Genomic DNA, 25,436 nt, shown 5'->3' with positions numbered 1-25,436 from the left:
CGCCGAGTGGCACACCGGCAAGGGGAAAACCCTCGCTGATGTGCCACTCGATGAACCGTGCGGGCTCAGAAGCCCAGTTTGCCCAGTTGCTTGGGATCGCGTTGCCAGTCCTTGGCTACCTTGACGTGGAGGTGGAGGTAGATGCGGGTGCCCAGGATGTGCTCGATTTGCTTGCGGGCGTTGGTGCCCACCTCTTTCAGGCGCGAGCCGCCCTTGCCGATGATGATGGCCTTCTGGCTCGGCCGTTCGACGTAGAGCAGGGCGTGGACGTCCAGCATGCCCTCGTGGGTGCGGCTACCGTCGGATTCGGTGGCGTCGTTCTCCTCGCGTTCGAGGACTTCTTCGATGACGACGGCCAGGGAGTGCGGGAGCTCGTCGCGGACGCCTTCCAGGGCCGCCTCGCGGATGAGCTCGGCCATCAGGACTTCTTCGGGCTCGTCGGTGAGTTCGCCGTCGGGGTAGAAGGCGGGGCCCTCGGGCATCTGGGAGGCGATGACGTCGATGAGGACCTCGACCTGTTCGCCCTTGACCGCGGAGACGGGGACGACCTCGGCTTCGGGGCCGAGCAGCGCGGAGACGGCCATGAGCTGGTGGGCGACCTGGTCGCGGCTCACCTTGTCGATCTTGGTGACCACGCCGAGCAGGGTGGTCTTGGGGGCCATGGTCTTGATCTGCTCGACGATCCAGCGGTCGCCGGGGCCGATCTTCTCGTCGGCGGGGATGCAGACGGCGATCACGTCGACCTCGGAATACGTGTCGCGCACCAGGTCGTTGAGGCGCTGGCCGAGCAGGGTGCGCGGGCGGTGCAGACCGGGGGTGTCGACCAGGATGAGCTGGGCGTGGTCGCGGTGCACGATGCCGCGAATGGTGTGGCGGGTGGTCTGCGGGCGCGAGGAGGTGATGGCGATCTTCTGCCCCACCATGGCATTGGTCAGCGTGGACTTGCCGGTGTTCGGACGGCCCACGAAACAGACGAAGCCGGAACGGAATTCGTCCTCGCTCGCACCACCGCTGTTGCCCTGGCCGCTCATTCGAAAACCTCCGATTCCGTCTCGATGTCCAGCGCCGCGGGGACGGCGCGCTCCCCGGCCGCGTCGCCCGCCGCGGGGCCCTGCGCCGAGATGGGGTTCTCGACGCCGTAATCCCCGCCGGGGTCGAGCACGTCGAATACCGCGCCCTTCACGTCGCTGAAAATGATTCGCGCGGAAGGCGATACCTCCCGCACCGCCGCGATGCCGTAATCCGAGAGCTTGCCCGCGACCACCACAGCCGCCTCGAAACCCTCTGCGCCACTGGAGATCGCGGCCGCCACCGCCGCCTGCAGGGCGGTCAGCCGCAGCGCCGACAGCTCCACCGTTCCGGCCGCGTAGGTGCGCCCGTGGGTATCGCGCACGGCCGCGCCGCCGGTGCCGCCGGTGCGTCCCATGGCGCCACGGGCCAGGACCGCCAGCTTGCTGTCCTCGGCATCCAGTTCAATCATCGGCCTCTCCATCCTCGTGCGCGCCGCCGACCGGCTCGTGTTCCGCGGGTTCGGTTTTCGTCTTCTCGGTGGCCTTGCGCACCACCACCGTGTGGATGCGCATGCGCCCCCGGGCGTCGGCCCCGCCCTCCCCCTTCAGTTGCAGGCCGTGCACGACGGCCTTGGAGCCGGGCAGCGGGACGCGGCCGAGCGCGTGCGCGAGCAGGCCGCCCACGGTGTCGACGTCCTCCTCCTCGATCTCCATGGCGAACAGCTCGCCCAGGTCGTCCACCGGCAGCCGGGCCGAGACCCGGTAGCGGCCGCTGCCGATCTTCTCGATCGGGGCGATCTCGTCCTTGTCGTACTCGTCGGCGATCTCGCCCACGATCTCCTCGAGAATGTCCTCGATGGTGACCAGTCCGGCGATGCCGCCGTATTCGTCGACCAGCAGCGCCATGTGGTTGCGACGGCGCTGCATCTCGTCGAGCAGGGCGTCCAGCGGCTTGGAGTCGGGCATGAACACGGCCGGGCGCATGACCTGCCGCACCTTCACCTTGCGACTCCGATCCGCGTACGGCACCAGGTCTTTCAGATAGACCACGCCGAGAATGTCGTCGACGTTCTCGCCGACCACCGGAATTCGCGAGTGCCCGGACCGCACGGCCAGCGACATGGCTTGCGCGGCGGTCTTTTCCGCCTCGATCCAGACCATCTCGGTGCGCGGGACCATTACCTCGCGCGCGGGGGTGGTGTCGAGTTCGAACACCGACTGGATCATGCGCCGCTCGTCGGCGTCCACGACGCCGCGCTCCCCGGCCAGATCCACCACCTCGCGCAGCTCGATCTCGGAAGCGAAGGGGCCGTTGCGGAATCCCTTACCGGGCGTGATGGCGTTGCCGACCAGGATCAGCAGGCGGCTGATCGGGCCCAGCAGCGAGCCGATGGCCTGCAAGGGCAGCGACGCGCCCAGCGCCAGCGAATACGCGTGCTGGCGGCCCAGGGTGCGCGGCCCGACACCGATCACCAGGTAGTCGATCAGCACCATGACCGCGGCGGTGATCAGCAGCGCCGGGGCTTCCTGCAGCCAGTCCATGAGCACCGCCGCCAGCAGCACCGTGGCGGTGATCTCGCAGGTGAGACGCAGCAGCACCATGAGATTCACATAGCGGGGCCGGTCGGCGATGATGCGCGCCAGCCGCGCGGCCCCGGTGCGCTCGGCGCGCACCAGATCCTCCACGCGCGCCGGCGAAATGGTGTTGAGCGCCGAATCCAGCGCCGCGAACACACCGCCCGCCGGGACCAGGACGATCGCCAGCAGGAGCAGAACGAATGAATTCACGCCGGGCCCAGCGGATCACCGGTGGCATCGGTGAATCCGGTCTTGCCCAGCAGCTGCTGATCGCGGTCGGCCAGTTCGGCGCGGCGCATCTCCTGGCGGACATGCTCGTACCAGCCCTCCAGCAGGGAGGCCTGCAGCGCGAACATCTCCTTCTCCTCCTCCGGCTCGGCGTGGTCGTAGCCGAGGAGGTGCAGGACGCCGTGCACGGTCAGCAGCGCCAGCTCGTGATCCATGGAGTGCCCGGCCTTCTCGGCCTGCTGGGCCGCGAATTCCGGGCAGAGCACGATATCGCCGAGCATGGAAGGGCCGGGCTCGGCGGCGTCGGGCCGCCCGCCCGGCTCCAGCTCGTCCATGGGGAAGCTCATGACGTCGGTGGGACCCGGCAGGTCCATCCACCGCATGTGCAGGTCCGCCATGGTGTCGAGATCGACCAGCACCATCGACAGCTCCGCCGCCGGATGCACGTCCATCTGACCGATGACAAAGCGCGCGACGCTGACCAGTTCTTCTTCGGATACCTCGATACCCGATTCGTTGGCGATCTCGATGCTCACCCGAACAGCCTAGATGGCGAGGTCAGTGTCGCTCTCCCCGGCTCGCGGCACGCCGCTGCGCCCGATTCCCCGGATAGTGCACCGCCGCCGGCGGCCGCGACTCCGACTCGTACCGGTCATAGGCGTCGACAATCGCCCCGACCAGCCGATGCCGCACCACATCCGCACTGGTGAGCTCGGCGATATGGATGTCATCGATCCCGTGCAGGATCTCCGTGGCAGCCCGCAGCCCCGACCGCGCGTTGTTCGGCAGATCGACCTGGGTGATGTCACCGGTCACCACGATCTTCGACCCGAACCCCAACCGCGTGAGGAACATCTTCATCTGCTCGGCCGTGGTGTTCTGCGCCTCGTCGAGAATGATGAACGAATCATTCAGGGTTCTACCACGCATGTACGCCAAGGGCGCGACCTCGATGACACCGGCCTGCATGAGCTTCGGGATCGCCTCGGGATCCATCATGTCGTGCAGGGCGTCGTAGAGCGGGCGTAGGTACGGGTCGATCTTCTCGTTGAGCGTGCCCGGCAGGAAGCCCAGCCGCTCGCCCGCCTCGACCGCGGGCCGGGTCAGGATGATCCGGTTGACCTGCTTGGTCTGTAACGCCTGCACGGCCTTGGCCATGGCCAGATACGTCTTGCCGGTACCGGCCGGGCCGACGCCGAACACGATGGTGTGCTTGTCGATGGCGTCGACATAGCGCTTCTGGTTGAGGGTCTTGGGCCGGATGGTCCTACCGCGCCGGGACAGGATGTCCAGGCTCAGCACTTCCGCCGGGGAATCCGAGGAACCCTCGGTGAGCATGGAGTAGGTGTGCCGCACCGCCTCGGGCGTGACCACCCGATTGCGCGCGGTGAGCGCGACCAGTTGAGCGACCACTCGTTCCGCGAGCGCGACATCGCCGGGCTTGCCGGTCAAGGTCACCGAATTCCCGCGGACATGGATATCGGCATCGAGCAGCCGCTCGAGCTCACGCAGGTTCTCATCAGCCGAACCCAGGAACCCGAACACCGACTCCGGTGCCAATTCGATGCTGGAACGAACGGTCCGCCCCGCCGGTCCGGACCCGTTGACGCCGGCCCCGATGCCGGCAATGGGTGTGCTCTGATCGCCGATTTCGCCTGGAGTTCTCAAAAGTGGCTATGGCCTGCTTCCCGGTCTCGATGCCGTTTTCGTTGACAGAAGTTTACCGCCGCCCACCGACACCGCCCAGTGAATAAGCCGCTACCAGCAGGCACAACACCCCGACGTCACGCAACGGCCGCACCCCCGAATCCATTCCGTGGCGAACCCGGGCGATATCGGAGGGCCCGCGTCGCAACCGGATTCACGATCGGTCCGACCCTAGACTCCCGCTCATGTCCGAATGGTGGATACCGTTGGTCGGCCGCGGGCGACCGGCGGGGTGCGTTCGGGTCGCCGTAGGCGCGGTTCTCCTCATGATCGGCATGTTCGCGCCGCTGTTCACGATCGATGATCGCGACCGCGACACGTTCAACCTGTTCGACCTGGGCCGATTGGGAGCTCCCCTGGTTCCGGTACTGTTCGCCGGGGCCGTCGTCCTGGCGGTCCTGGGGATCGCCCCGGACCGGGCCATACCGAACCTGCTGCTCGAAAAGGGCCGCGCCCGCCCCAAGCTGTTCGGGCATTCACTGCTCGCGCTGGCGCTGGCGGAGACCATCGCGGTGGTGCTCGATATTTCGATCGGGTTCGCCGTAGTGGTGAACATCTACAACCCGCTCAGGTCCTCCTCCACAGCCCTGCGAAGTGTCATCCTGTCGCCGGGACCAGCCGAGATACAGCCGGGATTACTGCTGCTGGTTCTCGGCCCCGTGCTGGTTCTCTCGGGCGCGACCGACCGCTGGCACAGCGGGTCTACCAGCGAGGTGTGAGCGCGCCCAGAGCGCCGAGGGCGACGGCGGCGGCCGTCGAGGTGCGGAGGACGGTGGGGCCCAGCAGGACTGCGTCGGCTCCGGCTTCGGTGAGGGACTTCAGTTCCGAGTCGTCCAGGCCGCCTTCGGGGCCGACGATGAGGATCACCTCGGGGACGCCGTCGAAAGACAGTTCGGTCAAACGGGATTCGCCGGACTCGTGAAGGGCGGCGACGATCGCACCGGAAGACTTGGCGGTGCGGACCAATTCGAGCAGCTCTTTGGTGCTGTGCAGGTCGGCGACGTCGGGGATGTAGGCGCGGCGGGATTGGCGGGCGGCCTGCTTGGCTGCGGCGCGCCACTTCTCGACGCCCTTGCGGGCCTTGGAGTCCCAGTTGGAGACGCAGCGCAACGCCTGCCAAGGGACGATGGCGTCGGCACCTGCCTCCGTCATGAGTTCGACCGCGAGCTCGGAGCGATCGGACTTCGGGAGCGCCTGGACCACCGTCACCTGCGGGGTCCAGGGCTCGGCCACTCGCTTGGACAGGACCTTCAGTTCGAGGCGGTCCTTGGCGGCCGCGACCACTTCCGAGTCGGCGAGGGTTCCGTGCCCGTCGGAGAGGGTGATGGGTTCACCCACTCGGATGCGGCGGACCGTGGCGGCGTGGCGGCCCTCGGGGCCGTCCAGGACCGCGGTCGCCCCGGGCTCGGGGATGTCGTCGAGGTAGAAGACGGTGGCGGCCAAGGGGTCAGCGTCCGCTGAAGGAGGCGCGCAGGCGCGCGAACAGGCCCGAGTTGTGCTCGGACTGGGCGGTCATGACCTCGGTGTGCTCGTTGAGGCGCATGCCCTTGTACTTGCGCAGCAGGTCGGACTGCTTGGCGTCGAGCTTGGTCGGCACCACGATGTCGAGGTGCGCGATCAGGTCGCCGCGGGAGTTGGCGCGCAGTTTGGGCATGCCGTGGCCGCGCAGCACCGACGCCTCGCCGGGCTGGGTGCCCGCAGGGATCGTCAGTTCCACCGGGCCGTCGAGAATCGTGTCGATGACGACGGTGGTGCCCAGCGCCGCGTCGACCATGGGGACGCGAATCGTGCAGTGCAGGTCGTCGCCGTCGCGCACGAAGGTGTCGTGGGGCTGCTCGACGATCTCGACGTACAGGTCACCGGCGGGACCGCCGCCGGGGCCGACCTCACCCTGCGCGGCCAGCCGCACCCGCATGCCGTTGGCGACACCGGCGGGGATGGGCGCGGCGATCTCGCGGCGCGAGCGCACGCGGCCGTCGCCGCCGCACTTGCGGCAGGGGTCGGGAATGGTCTCGCCCGCGCCCCGGCAGGTGGGGCAGGGCCGCGACGTCATGACCTGGCCGAGGAAGGACCGCTGCACGGTCTGCACTTCGCCCGCGCCGCCACAGGTTTCGCAGCGCACCGGCTTGGAGTTGCCGTTGGTGCCCGAGCCCTGGCACAGGTCGCAGAGGATGGCGGTGTCGACGGTCAGATGCTTGGTGACCCCGACCGCGCACTCCTGCAACGAGAGTCGGGTGCGCAGCAGCGAATCCGCGCCCGGCTGCACCCGTCCGCGCGGCTTGCGCGCGCCGCCGCCGGAGGCGTTCATGCCGCCGAAGAACGCCTCGAACACATCGCCCAGGCCGCCGAAGCCCGCGCCGGAGAAGCCGCCGCCCATGCCGCCGCCGGACTCCAGCGGGTCACCGCCGAGGTCGACGATGCGTCGCTTCTCCGGATCCGACAGCACCTCGTAGGCGCTGGAGACCTCGCGGAACTTCTCCTGGGCCTCCGGCTCCGGATTCACGTCGGGATGCAGTTCGCGCGCCAGCTTGCGGTAGGCGCGCTTGATCTCCTGGTCGGTCGCGTTGCGTGCGACGCCGAGCAGTGCGTAATAGTCCCGTGCCACGTGTGCTCTCTAGTCCTGTTTCGTCTGCTTGCTCACCGTTCGGCGAGCACCTCACCGATGTATCGGGCGACTGCCGCCACCGAGGCAATGGTCCCCGGGTAGTCCATGCGGGTCGGCCCCAGTACCCCCATGCCTCCGAGCACCGTACCGGGCATCCCGTATCCGGTGGACACCACGGCCGTCCCGCGCATCTGCTCGACCTTGGTCTCCCCACCGATCTGCACCGTCACCGTACCCGGGACCTGTGCCGCGGCCAGCAACTTCAAGACGATCACCTGCTCCTCGAGGGCCTCGAGAACAGAACGCAGGGAACCGGGGAAACCGTTCCCGGCGAAATCGGAGGCATTGCGGGTGAGGTTGGCGGTGCCGCCGAGGACCAGCCGTTCCTCGGGATGCTCGACCAGGGTCTCCACCATCACGGTGGAGACCCGAATCAGCACGTCGCGCAGCCGGTTCGGGGAGTGCTCGGGTAGCTCGGCGACCGAGGCGGAGGCGGCGGCCAGGCGCTTGCCCTCCATGGCCTTGCCGAGCATGCCGCGCAGCGCGGCCAGATCGTCCTCGCTGATCAGATTGCCCAGATCGACCAGGCGCTGATCGACGCGACCGGTGTCGGTGATCACGACCAGCAGCAGGCGAGCCGGATTCAACGCGACGACCTCGATGTGGCGCACGGTCGACGCCGACACCGTCGGGTACTGGACCATGGCGACCTGCCGGGTCAGCTGGGCCAGCAGCCGCACGCCGCGGCGCAGCACATCGTCGAGATCGACGCCGCTCTCCAGGAATTCCATGATCGCCCGGCGTTCCGCGTTGGACAGTGGCTTGACCTCGGAGATGTGGTCGACGAACTGCCGGTAGCCCTTGTCGGTGGGGATGCGCCCGGACGAGGTGTGCGGCTGGGCGATATAGCCCTCGGCCTCCAGCACCGCCATGTCATTGCGGACCGTCGCGCTGGAGACACCCAGGTTGTGCCGCTCCACCAGGGTCTTCGACCCGATCGGCTCCTTGGTCGCGATGTAGTCCGCGACGATGGCCCGCAGGACCTCGAGCCGTCGCTGCTCGGTGCTCGACATGGCCCCACCTCCTCGCTCGCCTTCGGGTGCGCAACCGCCCTCGGATGCACAACGGGTTCCCCGCGGCGACACCGATCACTCGGCACGGGCCACGCGGATTTCCCGGATTATCCACCCCAGTTTAGTTGCCCCTTGGCAAGTTGCTGTGCGACCGCCCGTCAGCCGCGCGGATGCACCCAGCCGCCCGGGGTTCCGGCCTGCTTCCACTTGATGCCGCATCCGACGCTCGGAGTGTGCGGCTCGGGCACCGATTGCCCGGCAAGCACCAGCTCGACCGCGGCCCGCAGCGACGAGCCATCGACCGGCTCCCGATTGCCGGGCGTGGCCGCGTCGAACCGGCCCCGATAGGCCAGCCGCCGCTCGGCGTCGTACAGGAACAGGTCCGGTGTGCACGCCGCCCGATAGGCCCGCGCCACCTGCTGCGACTCGTCGATCAGGTACGGGAAGCGAAACCCGGCCCGCCGCACTTGATCTCGCAAATGCGCGGCGTCGTCGTCGGGAAAGTTGGCGGTGTCGTTGCTACAGATCGCGACGGTGGCCAGCCCCCGCTCGGCCAGCTCGGCGGCCACGGCCCCCAGGCCGCTCTCGATTCTGCGCACGTAGGGACAGTGATTCGACAGGAACACCACCAGCAATGCGGGCTCCTTGGCGAAACTGTCCAGCGAAACCTCGGAGCCGTCCACGGCGGGCAGCGTGAACTCGGGTGCGGGCGTGCCGATCGGCACCATGAACGATTCGAGCGCCATACCCCATTGTCACCGACCGGCGGCCGCCTCCACCACAGCGGCGACATCGGCGGGATGGGAGACCAGTCCGGCGTGGGAGGCGTCGATCGAGGAGGTCTGCGCGCCCATGCGCTTGGCCATATCCCATTGCGCGGCAGGCGGAATCACGCGGTCCGCGGTCGAGACCAGGTACCCGCTGGGGGTGCCCGCCCAGGAGGGCGCGCCGGAGGGTTCGAGATTGGCGGTGAGTGCCAGGGAGTGCTGGCGGGCGGCCATGGCGGTGGCGGTATCCGGGTCTACGTCCTGAGCGAAGACGTCGTGGAAGCTGGCGGGGTCGACGTAGGCGTCGAGGTTCCTGCCGACGATGCCGTGCGGGTCGTCGACGAGCTTGGGACGCAAGGCCAAGGTCAGCTGGGAGCCCGGGTACTGGATGGGATTCAGTTCCGCCAGTGCGATTTCGCCCCGGACCGGCGCGAAAGCCGCGATGTAGACCAGGGATTCGACCTTCGCGTCGTGCACATTGCTGATCACGGTGCCGCCGTAGGAATGTCCGACCAGCACGATCGGGCCGGAGATCGTGTCGATCGTGCGCTGGATCGCCGCCGCGTCATTGGCGGGCCCCCGCAGCGGATTCTCCGGTGTCACAACGCGATACCCGTCGTCGCGCAGCCGCGCCGCCACCCCGTCCCAGCTGCCGGAATCGGCGAAGGCACCGTGCACCAGCACGATTGTCGGCAATGGCGCGGCACCGGCCGGTGCGGCCACCAGCGGAGTGGCGGCCAGCATCAGCGCGACCGCGCCCCCGGCGGCCCGGACCAGGTCGCGACCTGCACCGCCGCGCAGGCGGTCCGACAACTTACGAGATGGCGTGAGCGGATTCGACATGAGACGTCCTCTGGCCGAGGGATATTCGGTGCGCTGGCGCGCGGGTTCACGACCGACGCTCGGGCCGCGAGTAATAGACCGGCTGCATGAGATCTCCGCCCGCCAATCTAGTCCGCCGGTAACCGTATCAGCGGGCGATCGCCGAATTCGGAACCCCATCACCGACTTCGAATGGAGCGCCACGCGATTCCCGGAGTGTCGCCGGGCATGGCGCGAGCGCCGGTCAGCTCAGGAGGTCGCGGACGACGGCGTCGGCCAGGAGGCGGCCGCGGTCGGTGAGAACGAGATGGTCGTTCGCGCGCTCGGCGAGGCCGTCGGCAATGATGCGGTCGGCGGCGCGGTGGCCCGAGGAGTCGAGGTCGGCGAGGGGGAGGCCGGTGCGGAGGCGGACGGTGAGCATGACGCGTTCGGTGTAGCGCTCCTCATCGGTGAGGGACTCCCAGCCCGCGGCGGGGAGACCACCGGCGAGCACGCGATCCGCGTAGCGGGCAGGGTGTTTCACGTTCCACCAGCGGACGCCGCCGAGGTGGCTGTGGGCGCCCGGGCCCGCACCGAGCCAGTCGCCGCCGTCCCAGTAGCCGAGGTTGTGGCGGCAAAGTCCGGCGCCGGAGGCGGCCCAATTGGAGACCTCGTACCAGTCGAGACCGGCGGCGCGCAGCCGGGAGTCGATGCGTTCGTAGCGGTCGGCGAGCACATCCCCGTCGGGCGCGGGCAGTTCGCCGCGCCGCACCCGACGGGCCAGCGCGGTGCCGTCCTCGACAATCAGCGAGTACGCGGAGACATGGTCGACACCCGCGGACAGCACCGCGTCGAGGCTGGCATCCAGGTCGGCGTCCGTCTCCCCCGGCGTGCCGTAGATCAGATCCAGATTCACATGCTCGAACCCCGCCGCCCGCGCCTCCCGCGCGGCGGCGACCGCCCGCCCCGGAGTGTGGGTGCGATCCAAGATCTTCAGCACATGCTGAGCGGCCGACTGCATGCCCAGGGACACGCGGGTGTACCCCGCCGCGCGAATGCGCTCGAAGAACTCGGGCGAGGTGGACTCCGGGTTCGACTCGGTCGTCACCTCCGCGCCGGGTGCCAGCGTGAAGTTGTCGCGGATCGCGTCGAGCACCCGGGCCAGCCCGTCCCCGCCGAGCAGCGAGGGCGTGCCGCCACCCACGAAGATCGTCTCCACCGGGGGCGTCGCCGACGGCAGCGCATCGAATTCCTGTGCCGCCGCGGCCAGTTCACCCCGCAGCGCCTCGAACCAGGACTGCGGCGAGGACGAGGTGCCCAGTTCCCCCGCCGTGTAGGTGTTGAAGTCGCAGTACCCGCACCGCGTCGCGCAGAACGGCACATGGACGTAGATCCCGAACGCTCCGCCGCCGAAATCGCGCAGCACGGGCGCGTCAGCACTGTCCGCCGCAGCGGTGCCGGAGGTCCGTTCGGGAGCAGTCGAGGTCACCTACCCAGTGTGACCGGTTGCCCCCGTCACAGCTCACCCGCATGCGCGGCCCCCGCGCTCGGACCGCGCGATGGCGTGAATCCGGGTACATTCCAAGGGATTTCGGTGGGCCGGGTGGAGGCTCCGGAAGCGGATGGGGATCCGATGATCGAAGTGCCGCGGCATGCGATCGACGCCAGGTCGATCAGGGAAGTGGATGCGGGGTCGGTGGCGGCCGTGGTCGGGCGGTCGCGACGACCCGCACGGGCGGCGGGGCCGAATTTCTCGCGGTCGATGGACGGGATACTGCTGGCGCGGATGCTGGTGGCGGATCCGGGCGGGTTGCGGTCGCGGACCTGGTATTTCGCGCGGGCTACCGAGCGGACGGTGACGCGGCGGTTACGGGCGAGCGGGATCGAGTACGGGTTCGATCGGCACGACAAGGTGGCGGGGTGGCGGGCCGGGTTCTGGTGGGCGCTCATCGCGCGGGACTTCGAGGCGATGGGCGAGTTGGTGGACTATCCGGTGGAGCGGCTGCGTGAGCTCGGGGACGGGACGTTCGACGAGTTCCACTACGAGTGGGCGCGGTTGTTGCAGTCGGCCTGGCGGCACGGGCCCAAGGGCGCGTACGCGGCGGCCCGGGCGCTGGACACCACCAGCCGGGTGGGTGCGCAGCAGGTCACCGATCTGCTGGTGCGCCCGGCCATCGAGGTCTTCGCGCGGCTGGCCGACGGGGATTCCGAGGGCTTCGATCGGCAGCTGACGCACGCGCTGCGCCTGCATCGCGGCTTCTTCGACACCGATGTCTGGGGCCACGATCCGGAAGGCGTCTTCTCGCTGCCGCTGCTGGCGCTGGTCTGCTGGGCGCGGGATCTCGGGTACCGGACGCCGATCAAATCCGAGTACCTACCGGCCGGATTCATCGATCGTCCGGACTGGCTGCACTCCCCCGAGCTGGCCGGTGAACTCCAGCGGATCGAGGTGGCCAAGGCTGGTCTCACCCCGGCCAAGGCGTTCGGCTGAATCAACAGCGCATAATTTTCCGATCAGGTCAACCGTCCAGAGGTCTGCCGGGCGTTGATCTATGACGGTTGTCACAAATCGCAACATATATCCAGGGGATTTCCCGGAAAACTGCGGAAAATTCGATCCGGCAGTCGGAACGACCCGTCTGACGTGGCACAATAAGCCACATGACTGGACTTGGAGTACGACTCGTGGCGCGTCGCCATGTCGATTTCAAGCGTGTCTGCAGCGCGAGCTGTCTGCCGGAGAGCCTCCGGTAGATCGGCCCCATTCTCCCGGGACCGGCGTCCATCTGACGCCGTACAAGCCGGTTCTCTGATATCGGAGGCGTGAGCCAGCCCCTCCCGCCTGCCCGCAAGACCTTCAGGAGCGACCCCCATGACGTCGAGCACCGACGCCACCAGTTCCGATAACGCTGTCACCGCCCGGCCCGAACGGCCGGCGTCGGAGCGACGCGTGCGTGCGGACCGCCCGCGCTCGGACGCGCCTGTCGCGCCGCGCGAGCGCACGGCCCGGCCGGTCAAGCGAAAGTCGGAGGGACAGTGGGCGCTCGGCTACCGCGAGCCGCTCAACCCGAACGAGCAGAGCAAGAAGGACGACAACCCGCTCAATGTGCGGGCGCGCATCGAGAACATCTACTCGAAGCAGGGTTTCGACTCCATCGACAAGAGCGATCTGCGCGGCCGCATGCGCTGGTGGGGTCTCTACACCCAGCGCGAGCAGGGCTACGACGGCACCTGGACCGGCGACGAGAACATCGACATCCTCGAGGCCCGCTACTTCATGATGCGGGTGCGGTGTGACGCCGGCGCGCTGAACGTGAACCAGCTGCGCACCCTGGGCGGGATCTCCACCGAGTTCGGCCGCGACACCGCGGATCTGTCCGATCGCGAGAACGTCCAGTACCACTGGATCGAGATCGAGAACGTGCCGGAGATCTGGCGGCGGCTGGAATCGGTCGGTCTGCAGACCACCGAGGCGTGCGGTGATTGCCCGCGCGTGGTGCTGGGTTCCCCGCTCGCCGGTGAGTCCTTCGGCGAGGTGCTGGACCCGACTCCGGCCATCGAGGAGATCGTCAAGCGCTACATCGGCAAGAAGGAATACTCCAACCTGCCGCGCAAGTTCAAGACCGCCATCTCGGGCCAGCAGGACGTGGTGCACGAGATCAACGATGTCGCGTTCATCGGCGTCGAGCATCCGGAACACGGTCCGGGCCTTGATGTCTGGGTCGGCGGCGGCCTGTCGACCAACCCGATGCTGGCGCAGCGCCTGGGCGCGTTCGTGCCCCTCGACGAGGTGCCGGACGTGTGGGAAGCCATCGTCTCGCTCTACCGCGACTACGGCTACCGTCGCCTGCGGACCAAGGCGCGCATCAAGTTCCTGGTCAAGGACTGGGGCATCGAGAAGTTCCGCGAGGTGCTCGAGACCGAGTACCTGAAGCGCAAGCTGATCGACGGTCCCGCGCCGGAGAAGCCCGCGCGCCCGATCGACCACATCGGCGTGCAGAAGCTGCGCAACGGCCTCAACGCCATCGGCTTCTCCTCCATCGCGGGCCGCGTCTCGGGCACCATCCTGAGCAAGGTCGCCGATCTGGTGGAAGCCGTTGGCTCCGACCGGATCCGGTTCACGCCGTACCAGAAGCTGATCGTGCTCGACGTGCCCGACGACAAGGTCGAGTGGCTGATCGAGCAGATGCAGCCGCTGGGCCTGCACGGCCGTCCGTCGCACTGGCGGCGAAACCTGCTGGCGTGCAGTGGTATCGAGTTCTGCAAGCTGTCGTTCACCGAGACCCGCACGCGCTCCCAGGTGCTCGCGCCCGAGCTGGAGAAGCGGCTCGCGGACATCAATGCCGACCTGGACGTGCCGATCACGGTGAACATCAACGGCTGTCCCAACTCCTGCGGCCGGTCCCAGATCGCCGACATCGGCTTCAAGGGCCAGCTCGTGGACGACGGCGAGGGGAATCAGATCGAGGGTTTCCAGGTTCACCTCGGTGGCAGCCTGGGACTCGACTCGGCCTTCGGCCGGAAGTTGCGTCAGCACAAGGTCACCAGCGATGAGCTGGGCGACTACATCGAGCGCGTCGTGCGCCACTTCATCAAGAACCGTGATGAGGGTGAGCGTTTCGCGCAGTGGGCTGTTCGTGCCGATGAAGCAGACCTGCGGTAGTTAGGGGAATCAGCAATGACTACAACGAAACTCGCGGAAGACGAGCTGCGCGCCCTGGTCGAGAAGGGCAATGCCGAGCTCGGCCCGAACGCGTCCGCGCAGGAACTGCTGCAGTGGACCGAGGACACCTTCGGCTCCAATTACATTGTGGCGTCCAACATGCAGGACGCGGTGCTGGTGCAGCTGGCCTCGCAGGTCCGGCCCGGCGTCGACGTGCTGTTCCTCGACACCGGCTACCACTTCGCCGAGACCATCGGCACCCGTGACGCGGTCGAGCTGGTGTACGGCGTGAACATCGTGAATGTGACGCCGGAAAACTCTGTGGCCGAACAGGATCAGCTGCTGGGCAAGGATCTGTTCGCCCGCGACGCCGCCGAATGCTGCCGCCTGCGCAAGGTGGTTCCCCTGAAGAAGTCCCTCGTCGGATACAACGCCTGGGTGACCGGCATCCGTCGAGTGGAGGCGCCGACTCGCGCCAACGCACCCCTCATCTCCTATGACGAGGGCTTCGGCCTGGTGAAGATCAATCCGATCGCCGCCTGGTCGGATGACGAGATGGCCGCCTACATCGAGGCCAATGGCATTCTCGTCAATCCCCTTGTGGAAGAGGGCGACCCCTCCATCGGTTGCGCTCCGTGCACGCGGAAGCCGGAACCGGGATCCGATCCGCGATCCGGCCGCTGGGCCGGGCTCGCCAAGACCGAATGCGGGTTGCACGCGTCATGACCTCTCTCGAGACAGAATTCGACACTCTCGCGGCTCTCGACACTGATTTCGATACGCTCGCTGCGCTCGAGTCGGAGTCCATCCACATCTTCCGCGAGGTGGCGGGCGAGTTCGAGCGGCCGGTGATCCTCTTCTCCGGCGGCAAGGACTCCACCGTCCTGCTGCACCTGGCGATCAAGGCCTTCTGGCCCGCGCCGCTGCCGTTCGCGCTGCTGCACGTGGACACCGGGCACAACCTGCCCGAGGTTCTCGAGTTCCGCGACAAGGTGGTCGAGAAGTACGGGCTGCGACTGCATGTCGCCTCCGTCGAGGACTACCTGGCCGACGGCCGGTTGCAGGAGCGCCCGGACGGGATCCGCAATCCGTTGCAGACCGTGCCGCTGCTGGACGCCATCAACGAGAACCGCTTCGACGCGGTCTTCGGTGGCGGCCGCCGCGACGAGGAGCGTTCGCGCGCCAAGGAGCGCATCTTCTCGCTGCGTGACGCGTTCGGCCGTTGGGACCCGAAGCGGCAGCGTCCGGAGCTGTGGAACCTCTACAACGGCCGCCACGCTCCGGGCGAGCACGTGCGCGTGTTCCCCATCTCCAACTGGACCGAGCTGGACATCTGGCGCTACATCGCCCGCGAGGACGTGGAGCTGGCCAGCATCTACTACGCCCACGAGCGCCCGGTCTACCTGCGCGACGGCATGTGGATGACCCCCGGCACCTGGGGCGGCCCGGCCGAGGGCGAGGAGCTGCTGACCAAGTCGGTGCGCTACCGCACCGTCGGCGACGGATCCACCACCGGCGCAATCATTTCCGACGCCGCCGACAATGACGCGATCCTCGCCGAGGTCGCCGCGTCCCGGCTCACCGAACGTGGCGCGACCCGCGGCGACGACCGTGTGTCGGAAGCGGCGATGGAAGACCGCAAACGAGAAGGGTACTTCTGATGAGGGCACCGAACGTGGCGCACAGCGTCCAATCCTGGGCGAGCGAGGACCGCGTCTCCGAAGCCGCCATGGAAGACCGCAAGCGAGAGGGTTACTTCTGATGTCCGACCTCCTGAGACGGGCCACCGCCGGATCGGTCGACGACGGCAAGTCCACCCTGGTCGGGCGGCTGCTCTACGACACGAAATCGGTTCTCGCGGACCAGATCGACGCCGTCACGCGCGCGTCGGTCGACAAGGGTCTGTCCACGCCGGACCTGTCGCTGCTGGTGGACGGCCTGCGCGCCGAGCGCGAGCAGGGCATCACCATCGACGTGGCCTACCGCTACTTCGCCACGCCCAAGCGGTCTTTCGTGCTCGCCGACACCCCGGGGCACGTGCAGTACACCCGCAACACGGTGTCCGGCGCGTCGACCGCGCAGCTGGTGATCCTGCTGGTGGACGCCCGCAAGGGCGTCATCGAGCAGACCCGCCGCCACGCCGCGGTGATGGCGCTGCTGGGTGTGCCGAAGCTGGTGCTGGCCGTCAACAAGATCGACCTGGTGGACGATCCGGCGGGCGTCTTCGACAAGATCAAGTCCGAATTCGCCGAGCTGACCACCAAACTCGGCTGGTCGGGCGAGGATGTGCAGGAGATCCCGGTCTCCGCGCTGCACGGCGACAATGTGGCCTCGCGCTCGGAGAACACCCCGTACTACGACGGGCCCTCGCTCATCGAGCACCTGGAGTCGGTGCCGGTGGACGCGGACGCGCACGGCCGCCACGAGGTCGGGCTGCGCTTCCCGGTTCAGTATGTGATCCGGCCGCGCACCGCCGAGTACCCGGACTACCGCGGTTACGCGGGTCAGGTTGCGGCGGGCGTGGTTTCGAAGGGCGACGAGGTCGTGGTGCTGCCCTCCGGCACCCGCACCACCGTCGAGCGCATCGACACCCCGAACGGTGAACTGGCCTCGGCCCAGCCGGGCCGCAGCGTCACCCTCATCCTCGCCGACGACGTGGACGTCTCGCGCGGTGACGTGATCGCCGCCGCCACCGGCGCACCCGAGCCGATCGACTCGTTCGACGCCACCGTGTGCTGGCTCGGCGACAAGCCGCTGCGCCCGGGCGCGCGCCTGCTGCTCAAGCACGGCACCCGCACCACCCAGGCCATCGTGGGCGCGCTCATCGAGCGCTTCGACGAGCAGCACCTGTCCGCGGACCCGAACCCGGAGTCGCTCTCGCTCAACGACATCGGCCGCATCTCGGTGCGCGTCGCCGACCCGATCGTGGCCGACGACTACAGCGTCAATCGCCACACGGGCTCGTTCCTGCTGATCGACCCCGCGGGTGGCAACACCCTCGCCGCCGGTCTGGTGGGCGACGCCCTCACCGCGGTCGAGGTCGGCTCCGACGCCGAATTCGGCTCCGAAGTCGGGGTCTGAGGTGAATCCGCCCGGCAACGGCGCAGTTCCGGCCGTCCTGCCGGGCGGCGCGGCCGCGGCTCGCCGGTACCCCCGCGAGAACGCGCCCGCGCTCATCGCGGTGGCGCACGGCAGCCGCGATCCGCGCTCGGCCGCCACCATGCGCGCCGTGGTCGAGCTGATCGCGGCCCAGCGCCCGGATCTCGATGTGCGCCTGGCCTTCCTGGACCTGAGCACCCCCTCGGTGGATCAGGTCGTGGATGCCGTTGCCGCCGACGGTCATTCGCACGCGGTGGTGGTTCCGCTCCTGCTGGGCAGCGCCTTCCACGCCCGGGTGGACCTGCCGGGACTGCTGGACGCCGCCCGTGCGCGTCACCCCCGCCTCCGTGTGACCCAGGCCGACGTCCTCGGCCCGGACCCGCACCTGATCATTGCCTTGCGCGACCGCATCGTGGCGGCCCTGCACGCCGATTTTGCGCCCGGCCCGACCGGAATCCACACTGCGCCTGTGGATCCCCGCGACAGGCACGCCGGGATGACGGGAGACGCTGCCGCCCGGATGATCGGAGACGCCGCCGCGTGCACGCCCCGGCTGGGTGTGGCCGTGGCGGCCGTCGGCTCCTCATCGGCCGCCGCCAATGCCCGCACCGGGGATGTCGCCCGCCTGCTCACCGCACTGACCGGGTGGGACACCGAAATCTGTTTCGCCACCACCGATCCCACCCTCGACAAGGCCTTCGCCCGCCTGCGCGCCCGCGGCGCGCAGCGCATCCTGGTCGCACCCTGGTTCCTGGCCCCGGGCCTGCTCACCGACCGCCTGCGCGGCGTGCTCCCACAGGTCCCGCACGCCGAAACCCTCGGCGCGCACCCGCTGCTGGCCGAGGTGGCACTGGACCGCTACGCCACCGCCGCGCTCCCGCTGGAACTCTCGGCCTGACGACCTGGCCGGGGTCTGCGGTTTCGGCGGGGATCTAGCGGAGGGAGCGGCCGGTGAGGACTCGGGCCACGACGCCGAGGAGGCGGCGGTAACCCGGGAAGGAGTCGGGGGAAAGGGCCAGGGACCAAACGGTTCTGGGGCCCGCCGGGTCGAGGGGTCGATCGTCGAAGCGGGCGGCCAGCCAGTCGACGACCAGCGGCGTGGCGATGAGGGCCAGGGAGACGTGGCCGCTGAGGCGGTCGCGGATGTACTGGACGGGAGTGCCGACTTGTCGGTATCGCCAGACCTGTTCGTCCATGTCCTCGACCGCCACCACCGAGTCGTTGGTGGCCTGGACGACCAGCATCGGGAAGGTGGGCGCGGTGGTGACCGGGCGCAGTTCTTCGAAGATCGCGCTGAATTGGGGGTCCCGCAGGAGCTCGGCGACACCGACCTCGCTGTGGTCGTCGACATTGCGGCCGATGCTGCGGAACAGAATGGGGAAGATGGTGCTGGATTCGGCATGCGCCATCAGGTCCAGGAACGGTCGGTCGAAGTTCGCGCGGACCGCCTTGTCGAGGTCCGGATAGGCGCGGCAGAGGGCGGAGAGGACCAGCGGGATCAGCCCCGAGTACACCGATCCGTTCAGGCGCGCGAAGACGCTCTGCGGGTTGCCGACGGGCGAGCCGGCCGAGGCGCCGACGATTTCGAGTTCGGGGGCATAGTCGGCCGCCATCTCACAGGCCCAGGTGGTGGCCAGGCCGCCGCCGGAGTAACCCCACAGGGCGACCGGCGTTTCCGCGCCCAGGTGCAGCGGGTCGAAGGACCGGGCGGCCCGGATGCCGTCCAGGATGCGGTATCCGGGTTCGCGGGGCACGCCGAAATGGCCGTCGCTGCCGACGTGGTCCGGAATCGAGAGCGTCCAGCCGCAGGCCAGCGCATTGGCGAAGATCACCATCTCGAACTGCGGGAACGAGCCGAACGCGTTGGAACCCTGCCGCAGACAGTAGGACGGCAGACCGCGCGCGACGACCACGTCGATCGCGCACTGATAGGACACCAGCCGCTTCGGGGCCGAGGGATCGGCATCCGCGGGCTGCACCACGGTCGTCACCACCGCTTCGGGCTCGCCGTGCACATCATTGGTGCGATAGAGCAACTGCCAGGCCGAGACCCGCTGCGGAATCAGGCCGAGCAACCCGAGCTCGACGCGGCGGGCCCGGATGATGGTGCCGGGGGCGAGCTCGGCCAGGTCATGCGGCGGCTGGTAGAACGGGTCGGCGTCGGGCAGCACCGGGCCTCCGTTCGACGGTTCGATGCGGATTGCCGGGCGAAGCGGCACCACCCCTGCGGAATCCCTGATGTCGACACTCATGAACACCCCTCCTGACGTCGAGCGGATCGAGTGGTTCCAGACGGTAACAACGTCGCCTGAGCGGACCGGCCGCATCGATCGCCCACAGCCCCGAGATGATCGATCACAGCAACTGGGCCGGAGTGACGGATGGAATCGAAGGACATTGGGTGACATCGAGTCAGTGAATCGGAAGCAGTCCATATAAAATAGGGGGTAATAGGGGTCTCAACGCACCGTAATTCCTTGTGCGCCTTCATACTTCAAGTGAAATACCCCTGGACGACGCCCCGGCGGGGCTCATATCTTCCTAGATATCAAGTGACACAGCGAAAACGGAGGTATGCGTTGCCATGGCCGATCCGATACCCCCGCTGGAATCCCTGCCACCCGATGCCCGTTTCGATATCGGACCCGAGCTGTACCGGCACACACATCGGTTGTCCGACATCCCGATTCGCATGCGCGACGGCGTCGTGCTCTCGGCCGATCTGACCCGCCCGGGTGATCGGACCGGTCCCGAATCGGAAGCGCTCCCGGTCGTCGTCAACTTCATGCCGTACAACAAGATCTTCTTTCGGGGCAGCGGCGGCCCGCTGCCCCGGGCCATCGGCCGCTGGGTCGGGCCGTCGGAGCGCCGCCGCTTCGCCGGTCGCGATCTGTTGCACACCCCGGCGGGCGGCCTCTTCGATGTGCTCGCGGCGAACCGGACCCTGGTCAAACGCGGCTACGCCTACCTGATGGTGGACGTCCGCGGGACCGGCAGCTCGACGGGCCGCTGGGACTTCTTCAGCGCGAACGAGCAGCACGACTACCTCGAAGTACTGCGCTGGGCGCGCGAACAACCCTGGTGCAATGGACAACTCGCATTGACCGGCATCTCCTACAACGCCATCGCCGCACTGGTGGCCGCGGGCCTGCGACCCGAGGGCCTGGAAGCCGTCTTCGCGGTGGAGGCGGGCGAGAATCCCATTCGCGAGCTGGGGCTGACCGGCGGCGTGCCGTCACCCGGGATGGCCGCGTGGATCGCGGCGGTGAACGGCTTCAAATGGGTGCCGGCGGTCGGCGGCCTGCTCGCCGGCGGCACGCTGTGGCAGTACCTGCGTGATCGGCTCACCGAACCGGTCAGCTGGCTGGGCCGGGCGCTCACCATCGCGCTCACTGAACACCCGGACGGTTACCTCAATCCCACGTATGCGGCGAAACTGCCGCGCCTGGAACGGATTCAGGTGCCGACCTGGCTGCACGGCGGCTGGCACGACGTCTACAACCGATCCAATTTCCGCATGTACGAACGCCTTTCACTGCCCGAGGGCCACAAACAGGTGGTGGTCGACGAGAGCTATCACGTCACGCCCGGCCGCGGGCACGGTGCGGCCGGTGCTCCGCAGCGTCTCGACGAGTTGCAGTGCGCCTGGTTCGATCGCTGGCTCAAGGGCATCGACAACGGCATCGACCGTTACGGCCCGATCACCGTGCGCCAGCTCGGCGGCGAGTGGGTCAGCCGCGACCGGTTCCCCATCCGGCCGCGAAATTACACCGGCTCTATCTGACCAACGCGAAATCCTATGCCACACTGGCCTTTTCACGAACCCTCGAGCGGGCGCGGATACCCCTTCCCCAACAGCGGCCCAGCCTGGCGTCCAATAACACCGCCGTCATCTCCATGGGCATCTCCACCCTGTTCGGCACCCGCTACGGCGCCGATGACCGCGACGCCGAAACGACCGCCGTCACCTTCACCACCGCGTCGTTCGCCTCGGATGTCATTCTGTCCGGTCCGATGAACCTGCGCCTGCGGGTCGAAGCCGACGGCACCGACGCCTTCTGGTCGGTCACGGTGACCGATGTCGGACCCGACGACGCCTCGGCGGCCATCACCCGGGGCGCCCTGCTGTCGTCGTTACGCGCCATCGACGAGGCCGAAAGCGGTTATTTCGATGGCGAACTGGTGGCTCCCGAGCATCCTCTCACCGCCGAATCCGTGCTCCCGGTGACGCCGGGCGAGCCCTTCGACGTCGACATCGAGATCAATCCGACGGAGGCGGTGGTGCGCGCCGGGCACCGGCTCCGGATCGCCGTCGGGGCCTCCGGCTTTCCCCGGCACGCACTGAGCCTGCCGCAACGCCGGAAGGTCAAGGGCCAATACATCATCCTCGACCCCTGGCATCCGAGCTACCTCGCCTTCACCGCCGTCGGACTGCGGGTCCCCGAATCCGGGACGTCCGAGGTCAGTCCTCCCGGCGCGCCCGGAAGCTGAGATAGCTCGGGTACTCGGTATCGAGAACGACCGTCTGACCGGTGATCCGACGGCTGCGCCACGGCGGGATGAGGTGTCGCGGGAAGCTGGTGCGGCTCACCGCGATTCGCAGCCGGTGCCCGGCGCGCACCAGCGCTTCGGTCGGGCTGATCTCGATGTCGATGTCGAACGGCTCACCGGGCACCACCGGCCGGGCGGAGCCGGCGGTCAGCGGGTGCACCGGGAACAGCAGTTCGCCGTCGGTGTAGTCGCTGGCGTCGGTATCGGTGTACCGCAGCGACGACAGCAGCGCGCCGCGGGTGATCGGCACCGACCTGCCGTCGGGATGGACATCGCAGACCGTGACCGACCAGAAGGCGTCGGTACCGGCCGCCTCCGCCCGCAGGTGCAGATTCATCGGCCCGGACAGCACCAGGTCGGCCGGTAACGGTGGGCCGGTGAAGGTTACGGCGGTGGCCTCGTTGCGGCGATCGTCGTTGCCGTGCTCCGGGCCGAACAACACGCTGATGCCCATGGTCATGACCGCGGTGTTGCCGGAGGCGGCGCTGACCCGGCCGCCGGGCAGCGGCAGCCGGGTGTCGACCTCGGAGGGTTCCGCGGACAGCCCGGCGTCGGTGCCCGCGTGGATCGCGGTTCCGGTGCGCTCACCCGTCAGATAGAGCCGGTGGACCCGCGCGTCGGGAGCCGGGTAGCGATCGCGGCTGAGCCAGTTGCCGTCACCCTGGCGGCGCAGGGTGATCGGACCGTAGCGATCGATGCCGTTGTCGATGCCCTTGACCCAGCGATCGAAGAAGGCCGTCTGCAGTTCGTCGAGCGCCTGCGGGCTGCCCGAATCCCCGAAACCGGAACCGGGGGTCAGATGGTAGGAATCGTCGACCAGCACCTGTTTCGCGCCCTCGGGCACCGGAATCCGGTCGTACATGCGGAAATTGGATCGGTTGTAGACGTCGTGCCAGCCCCCGTGGATCCAGGTGGGCACCTCGATCTGCTCGAGGCGCGGTAGTTTGCTCGCCCACATGGCGTTGAGGTATCCGTCGGGGTGATCGGCGTCGAGAGCGATGCGCAGGGCGTGCGCGGTCCAGCCGGAGCGCTGAGTGAGGCGCTCGCGCAGGAACTTTCCGGCCAGGCCCTCCCGCAGCAGGCCGGGCAGCGCCGGAATCCACTTGGCGCCGTTGACCCCCAGAATCCACACCAGCATGCCCGGGGTGAGCGCACCGCCGGTCAGGCCGAGTTCGCGCGGCGGATTCTCCCCGGCCTCGATGGCGAAGACGACCTTGAGGCCCTCCGGCCGCTGCGCCGCGGTGTGCAAGGCCGAGATCGCGCCGTAGGACAGGCCCATGACGGCGATGTCGCCGTTGCACCAGGGCTGCTCGCGCACCCAGTCCAGCACCTCGACATAGTCCAGCTGCTCCCGTGGGCTGAAGAAATCCCAAGCGCCGGTGGATGTTCCGGTGCCGCGCACATCGACCATGAGACCTACGTACCCGCGTGCCACCGCGGTGCGATTGATCGCGAACGGCTCGAGCACCCCGCCCGCGGGGGTGCGCACCACGTCCCGCGCGGTCATCCGGGTCCGATCCGAGGCGCGGACCCGCCCCGCGAGCCGGCGCGCCGCCTTGTGCAGCCGCATGCCGTGGCGGTTGAACATCTTGTTGTAGGGCGTGAAATTGATGATCGCCGGCAGCGGTTCGGCGGTCGGCCCGCCGACATCCCCCGGCCGCAGGATATCGGCGGAGAGGATCGCACCGTCCGACAGCGTGATGGGAATCGTATTGCGCGCGAACAACTTCGGATATCGAACCGGTCCGATTTCGAAGCGGGCGTCCGGTCGGGCCGGAATCTCGGCGGGCAGGGCGGTGGTCAACGGTTCGACCATCGTGTTCCTTCGGCGACGTCGATGTCGGTGCCGCACCAATTGTACCCTGTCTGGGACACTTTGCGCACGTTGGGCCTCGTGGCTGCTCACAGCCCGATCCATGCCGTCCGTGAGGAGTTCGTTGCCGACTTGCCACCGTGGCCGCCTTCTTAGTAATTTAGGCTTTGCTTACCTAACAGAAGGCTCGCCATGATTCAGGCCAGCAGTGCCCGGTACCGCATCGGGACAGCGGGAATCCCGCACCATTCCTGGGGAATCGTGTCCGCCTGCGCACTGCTGGCCACCGGCACCCTCGCCGCGGCCGTCTGGATCGCCGCCCACGTCTCCGCCAGTCCGGCCGTGCACACCGGCGGGCTGTTCATCCACCTCGTCTCGCTGGTGATCGGATTCGGCGGCGTGCTCATGGCCGATTCCTACGTCTTACGCTGGGCCGCAGGACGTCTCACGCTGACCGAGACACTGCGCACGGTGAGCACGCTGCACGTGCCGATCTGGCTCGGACTGGCCGGGCTGGTGGCCAGCGGCTGCGTGCTGGAACCGAATCTGGCCTCGACCATGACGCGCACCAAGCTGGCGCTGGTTCTCGTGCTGACCCTCAACGGCATTCAGGCGGGCGCGCTCAACCGCCGCCTGCGGGCCTGCGGCGACACCGCACTGACGCCGCGTCTACTGGCCTGGGGCGCGGCCACCGGCCTGGTGTCGCAGATCTGCTGGTGGGGCGCGACCGTCATCGGGTTCATCAATGCACAGCCCTGAGCCTTCCTCACCGCACGGCGCTGACCGCGCGCCCGATACGCTGGGCGAATGATCAAGGCTGCGGTTTTCGATGTGGGCGAGACGCTGATCGACGAGACGCGCATCTGGTGCCGCTGGGCCGACCGGCTCGGCATCCCGCGCTTCGCCTTCCTGGGCGTGATCGGCGGCATGGCGGCCACCGGACGCCCCCTCGTCGACGCGTTCGAGCTGGTGCGGCCGGGCATCGATATCGAGGCCGAGCAGATCGCCTGGGCCGCCGAGGAACCCGGCAGCCTGCGCGTCAACTTCGACGCCGACGACCTCTACCCCGATGTCCGGCGGGCCCTGGGCGAACTCCGGCGCCGCGGCATCACCGTGATCATCGCCGGGAATCAACCGCCACAGGCGAAATCGGCCCTGGAGCGCATGACCCTGCCGGTGGACGGCATCTTCACCTCGGCCGAGTGGGATCTGGAGAAGCCGGATCCGGAATTCTTCACCAAGGTCGCCGAGGTGGCCGCCGTCACCCCGGCCGAGATCTGCTACGTCGGCGATCGCGTCGACAATGACGTCCTGCCCGTCCTGGCGGCGGGCATGATGCCGGCACTGATCCGCCGCGGCCCCTGGGGCTACCTCACCGCGGAACTACCCGACGCCACCCGCGCCACCGTCATCAACGGTCTCGACGAGCTCCCGGATCTGCTGGCTCCCAGCTGATCCGGAGATCCCCGAGGTCGTTGATACGTCAAGTGCGACGGCCGTTTCCCGCCAGTGACCACTTCCCCCGCGAGGTTGACTATGAC

General features: G+C 68.3%; 25 protein-coding genes. 12 read left to right on the top strand and 13 right to left on the bottom strand.

Annotated features, from left to right (window positions below):
• Positions 1 to 65: 65 nt before the first annotated feature.
• From era to NS2_RS05270, 5 genes are read right to left on the bottom strand one after another with little or no spacing between them, the layout of a single operon-like run.
• Positions 66 to 1,031 (bottom strand): GTPase Era, encoded by a 966-nt coding sequence (era, locus tag NS2_RS05290; protein ID WP_036548308.1) that lies wholly within the window; start codon positions 1,029 to 1,031, stop codon positions 66 to 68.
• A complete protein-coding gene (locus NS2_RS05285; RefSeq protein WP_228102688.1) occupies positions 1,028 to 1,480 on the bottom strand; it encodes a cytidine deaminase-like protein in 453 nt (150 codons plus the stop codon). The genes era and NS2_RS05285 overlap by 4 nt, the downstream gene beginning before the upstream one ends.
• Positions 1,473 to 2,798 carry a hemolysin family protein gene (locus tag NS2_RS05280; RefSeq protein ID WP_045436526.1) on the bottom strand — a complete coding sequence of 442 codons (1,326 nt, stop codon included), beginning with the start codon at positions 2,796 to 2,798 and terminating at the stop codon, positions 1,473 to 1,475. Before NS2_RS05280 ends, NS2_RS05285 begins: the two co-directional genes overlap by 8 nt.
• Positions 2,795 to 3,352 carry an rRNA maturation RNase YbeY gene (gene ybeY, locus NS2_RS05275; RefSeq protein ID WP_033086199.1) on the bottom strand — a complete coding sequence of 186 codons (558 nt, stop codon included), beginning with the start codon at positions 3,350 to 3,352 and terminating at the stop codon, positions 2,795 to 2,797. The genes NS2_RS05280 and ybeY overlap by 4 nt, the downstream gene beginning before the upstream one ends.
• A 22-nt stretch (positions 3,353 to 3,374) precedes the next feature.
• Positions 3,375 to 4,445: a PhoH family protein gene (locus NS2_RS05270; protein ID WP_045436571.1), complete on the bottom strand. Its 1,071-nt coding sequence runs from the start codon at positions 4,443 to 4,445 to the stop codon at positions 3,375 to 3,377.
• A gap of 263 nt (positions 4,446 to 4,708) precedes the next feature.
• Here NS2_RS05270 and NS2_RS05265 point away from each other — a divergent pair, with 263 nt between their 5' ends.
• Positions 4,709 to 5,242 carry a hypothetical protein gene (locus NS2_RS05265; RefSeq protein WP_143161403.1) on the top strand — a complete coding sequence of 178 codons (534 nt, stop codon included), beginning with the start codon at positions 4,709 to 4,711 and terminating at the stop codon, positions 5,240 to 5,242.
• Here the strand turns inward: NS2_RS05265 and NS2_RS05260 are convergent.
• The 6 genes from NS2_RS05260 to hemW all read right to left on the bottom strand — a co-directional run bounded on the left by NS2_RS05260 (position 5,226) and on the right by hemW (position 11,195).
• On the bottom strand, positions 5,226 to 5,966 hold the full coding sequence (locus NS2_RS05260; RefSeq protein WP_033086197.1) for a 16S rRNA (uracil(1498)-N(3))-methyltransferase: 741 nt from the start codon (positions 5,964 to 5,966) through the stop codon (positions 5,226 to 5,228). The two genes, NS2_RS05265 and NS2_RS05260, sit on opposite strands and share 17 nt — an antisense overlap.
• A 4-nt stretch (positions 5,967 to 5,970) precedes the next feature.
• Positions 5,971 to 7,128, bottom strand: a complete 1,158-nt coding sequence (gene dnaJ / locus NS2_RS05255) for a molecular chaperone DnaJ (RefSeq protein WP_033086196.1) — start codon at positions 7,126 to 7,128, stop codon at positions 5,971 to 5,973.
• Between the two features lie 32 nt (positions 7,129 to 7,160).
• The gene (gene hrcA / locus NS2_RS05250; protein WP_036548305.1) at positions 7,161 to 8,201 is read right to left on the bottom strand and encodes a heat-inducible transcriptional repressor HrcA; all 1,041 of its coding nucleotides are present in this window, start codon (positions 8,199 to 8,201) and stop codon (positions 7,161 to 7,163) included.
• A 158-nt stretch (positions 8,202 to 8,359) separates the two neighbouring features.
• Positions 8,360 to 8,947 (bottom strand): thioredoxin family protein, encoded by a 588-nt coding sequence (locus NS2_RS05245; protein ID WP_033086194.1) that lies wholly within the window; start codon positions 8,945 to 8,947, stop codon positions 8,360 to 8,362.
• Positions 8,948 to 8,956: 9 nt separating this feature from the next.
• Complete coding sequence (locus NS2_RS05240; RefSeq protein WP_052086067.1) at positions 8,957 to 9,712, bottom strand: alpha/beta fold hydrolase; 756 nt, start codon at positions 9,710 to 9,712, stop codon at positions 8,957 to 8,959.
• Positions 9,713 to 10,034: 322 nt separating this feature from the next.
• Positions 10,035 to 11,195, bottom strand: a complete 1,161-nt coding sequence (hemW, locus tag NS2_RS05235; RefSeq protein ID WP_033086193.1) for a radical SAM family heme chaperone HemW — start codon at positions 11,193 to 11,195, stop codon at positions 10,035 to 10,037.
• Between the two features lie 207 nt (positions 11,196 to 11,402).
• Here hemW and NS2_RS05230 point away from each other — a divergent pair, with 207 nt between their 5' ends.
• The 7 genes from NS2_RS05230 to NS2_RS05205 all read left to right on the top strand — a co-directional run bounded on the left by NS2_RS05230 (position 11,403) and on the right by NS2_RS05205 (position 18,429).
• Entirely contained in the window at positions 11,403 to 12,260 is an 858-nt protein-coding gene (locus NS2_RS05230) for an immunity 49 family protein (protein WP_186817581.1), read from the top strand.
• A 170-nt stretch (positions 12,261 to 12,430) separates the two neighbouring features.
• Positions 12,431 to 12,523 carry an Ms4527A family Cys-rich leader peptide gene (locus NS2_RS38330; protein ID WP_353526446.1) on the top strand — a complete coding sequence of 31 codons (93 nt, stop codon included), beginning with the start codon at positions 12,431 to 12,433 and terminating at the stop codon, positions 12,521 to 12,523.
• A gap of 118 nt (positions 12,524 to 12,641) precedes the next feature.
• Positions 12,642 to 14,432 (top strand): nitrite/sulfite reductase, encoded by a 1,791-nt coding sequence (locus tag NS2_RS05225; protein ID WP_147207091.1) that lies wholly within the window; start codon positions 12,642 to 12,644, stop codon positions 14,430 to 14,432.
• Positions 14,433 to 14,447: 15 nt separating this feature from the next.
• The gene (locus tag NS2_RS05220) at positions 14,448 to 15,158 is read left to right on the top strand and encodes a phosphoadenylyl-sulfate reductase (protein WP_033086190.1); all 711 of its coding nucleotides are present in this window, start codon (positions 14,448 to 14,450) and stop codon (positions 15,156 to 15,158) included.
• The gene (gene cysD / locus NS2_RS05215; RefSeq protein WP_033086189.1) at positions 15,155 to 16,093 is read left to right on the top strand and encodes a sulfate adenylyltransferase subunit CysD; all 939 of its coding nucleotides are present in this window, start codon (positions 15,155 to 15,157) and stop codon (positions 16,091 to 16,093) included. The genes NS2_RS05220 and cysD overlap by 4 nt, the downstream gene beginning before the upstream one ends.
• A 100-nt stretch (positions 16,094 to 16,193) precedes the next feature.
• Positions 16,194 to 17,513 (top strand): sulfate adenylyltransferase subunit 1, encoded by a 1,320-nt coding sequence (locus NS2_RS05210; RefSeq protein ID WP_033086188.1) that lies wholly within the window; start codon positions 16,194 to 16,196, stop codon positions 17,511 to 17,513.
• A 37-nt stretch (positions 17,514 to 17,550) separates the two neighbouring features.
• On the top strand, positions 17,551 to 18,429 hold the full coding sequence (locus tag NS2_RS05205) for a sirohydrochlorin chelatase (RefSeq protein ID WP_045436565.1): 879 nt from the start codon (positions 17,551 to 17,553) through the stop codon (positions 18,427 to 18,429).
• 34 nt (positions 18,430 to 18,463) lie between these two features.
• On the opposite strand, the gene NS2_RS05200 is transcribed toward NS2_RS05205, so the two are convergent.
• Positions 18,464 to 19,783, bottom strand: a complete 1,320-nt coding sequence (locus tag NS2_RS05200; RefSeq protein WP_052086066.1) for a lipase family protein — start codon at positions 19,781 to 19,783, stop codon at positions 18,464 to 18,466.
• Positions 19,784 to 20,115: 332 nt separating this feature from the next.
• Between NS2_RS05200 and NS2_RS05195 the strand changes: the two genes are divergently transcribed.
• Positions 20,116 to 21,315, top strand: a complete 1,200-nt coding sequence (locus tag NS2_RS05195; RefSeq protein ID WP_052086060.1) for a CocE/NonD family hydrolase — start codon at positions 20,116 to 20,118, stop codon at positions 21,313 to 21,315.
• The gene (locus tag NS2_RS05190) at positions 21,258 to 22,022 is read left to right on the top strand and encodes a CocE/NonD family hydrolase C-terminal non-catalytic domain-containing protein (RefSeq protein WP_081985694.1); all 765 of its coding nucleotides are present in this window, start codon (positions 21,258 to 21,260) and stop codon (positions 22,020 to 22,022) included. The genes NS2_RS05195 and NS2_RS05190 overlap by 58 nt, the downstream gene beginning before the upstream one ends.
• Here NS2_RS05190 and NS2_RS05185 read toward each other — a convergent pair.
• Positions 21,994 to 23,898 (bottom strand): CocE/NonD family hydrolase, encoded by a 1,905-nt coding sequence (locus tag NS2_RS05185; RefSeq protein WP_052086059.1) that lies wholly within the window; start codon positions 23,896 to 23,898, stop codon positions 21,994 to 21,996. The two genes, NS2_RS05190 and NS2_RS05185, sit on opposite strands and share 29 nt — an antisense overlap.
• A gap of 258 nt (positions 23,899 to 24,156) precedes the next feature.
• Here NS2_RS05185 and NS2_RS05180 point away from each other — a divergent pair, with 258 nt between their 5' ends.
• Positions 24,157 to 24,654, top strand: coding sequence for a hypothetical protein (locus NS2_RS05180; protein ID WP_228102686.1), 498 nt, complete (start codon positions 24,157 to 24,159; stop codon positions 24,652 to 24,654).
• Positions 24,655 to 24,702: 48 nt separating this feature from the next.
• Positions 24,703 to 25,350: an HAD family hydrolase gene (locus tag NS2_RS05175; RefSeq protein ID WP_036546707.1), complete on the top strand. Its 648-nt coding sequence runs from the start codon at positions 24,703 to 24,705 to the stop codon at positions 25,348 to 25,350.
• The last annotated feature ends 86 nt before the right edge of the window (positions 25,351 to 25,436 follow it).

It is taken from the genome of Nocardia seriolae NBRC 15557 (assembly GCF_007990715.1).
Taxonomy (GTDB): Bacteria; Actinomycetota; Actinomycetes; order Mycobacteriales; family Mycobacteriaceae; genus Nocardia; species Nocardia seriolae.
This window is presented reverse-complemented; position numbering and strand designations above follow the sequence as displayed.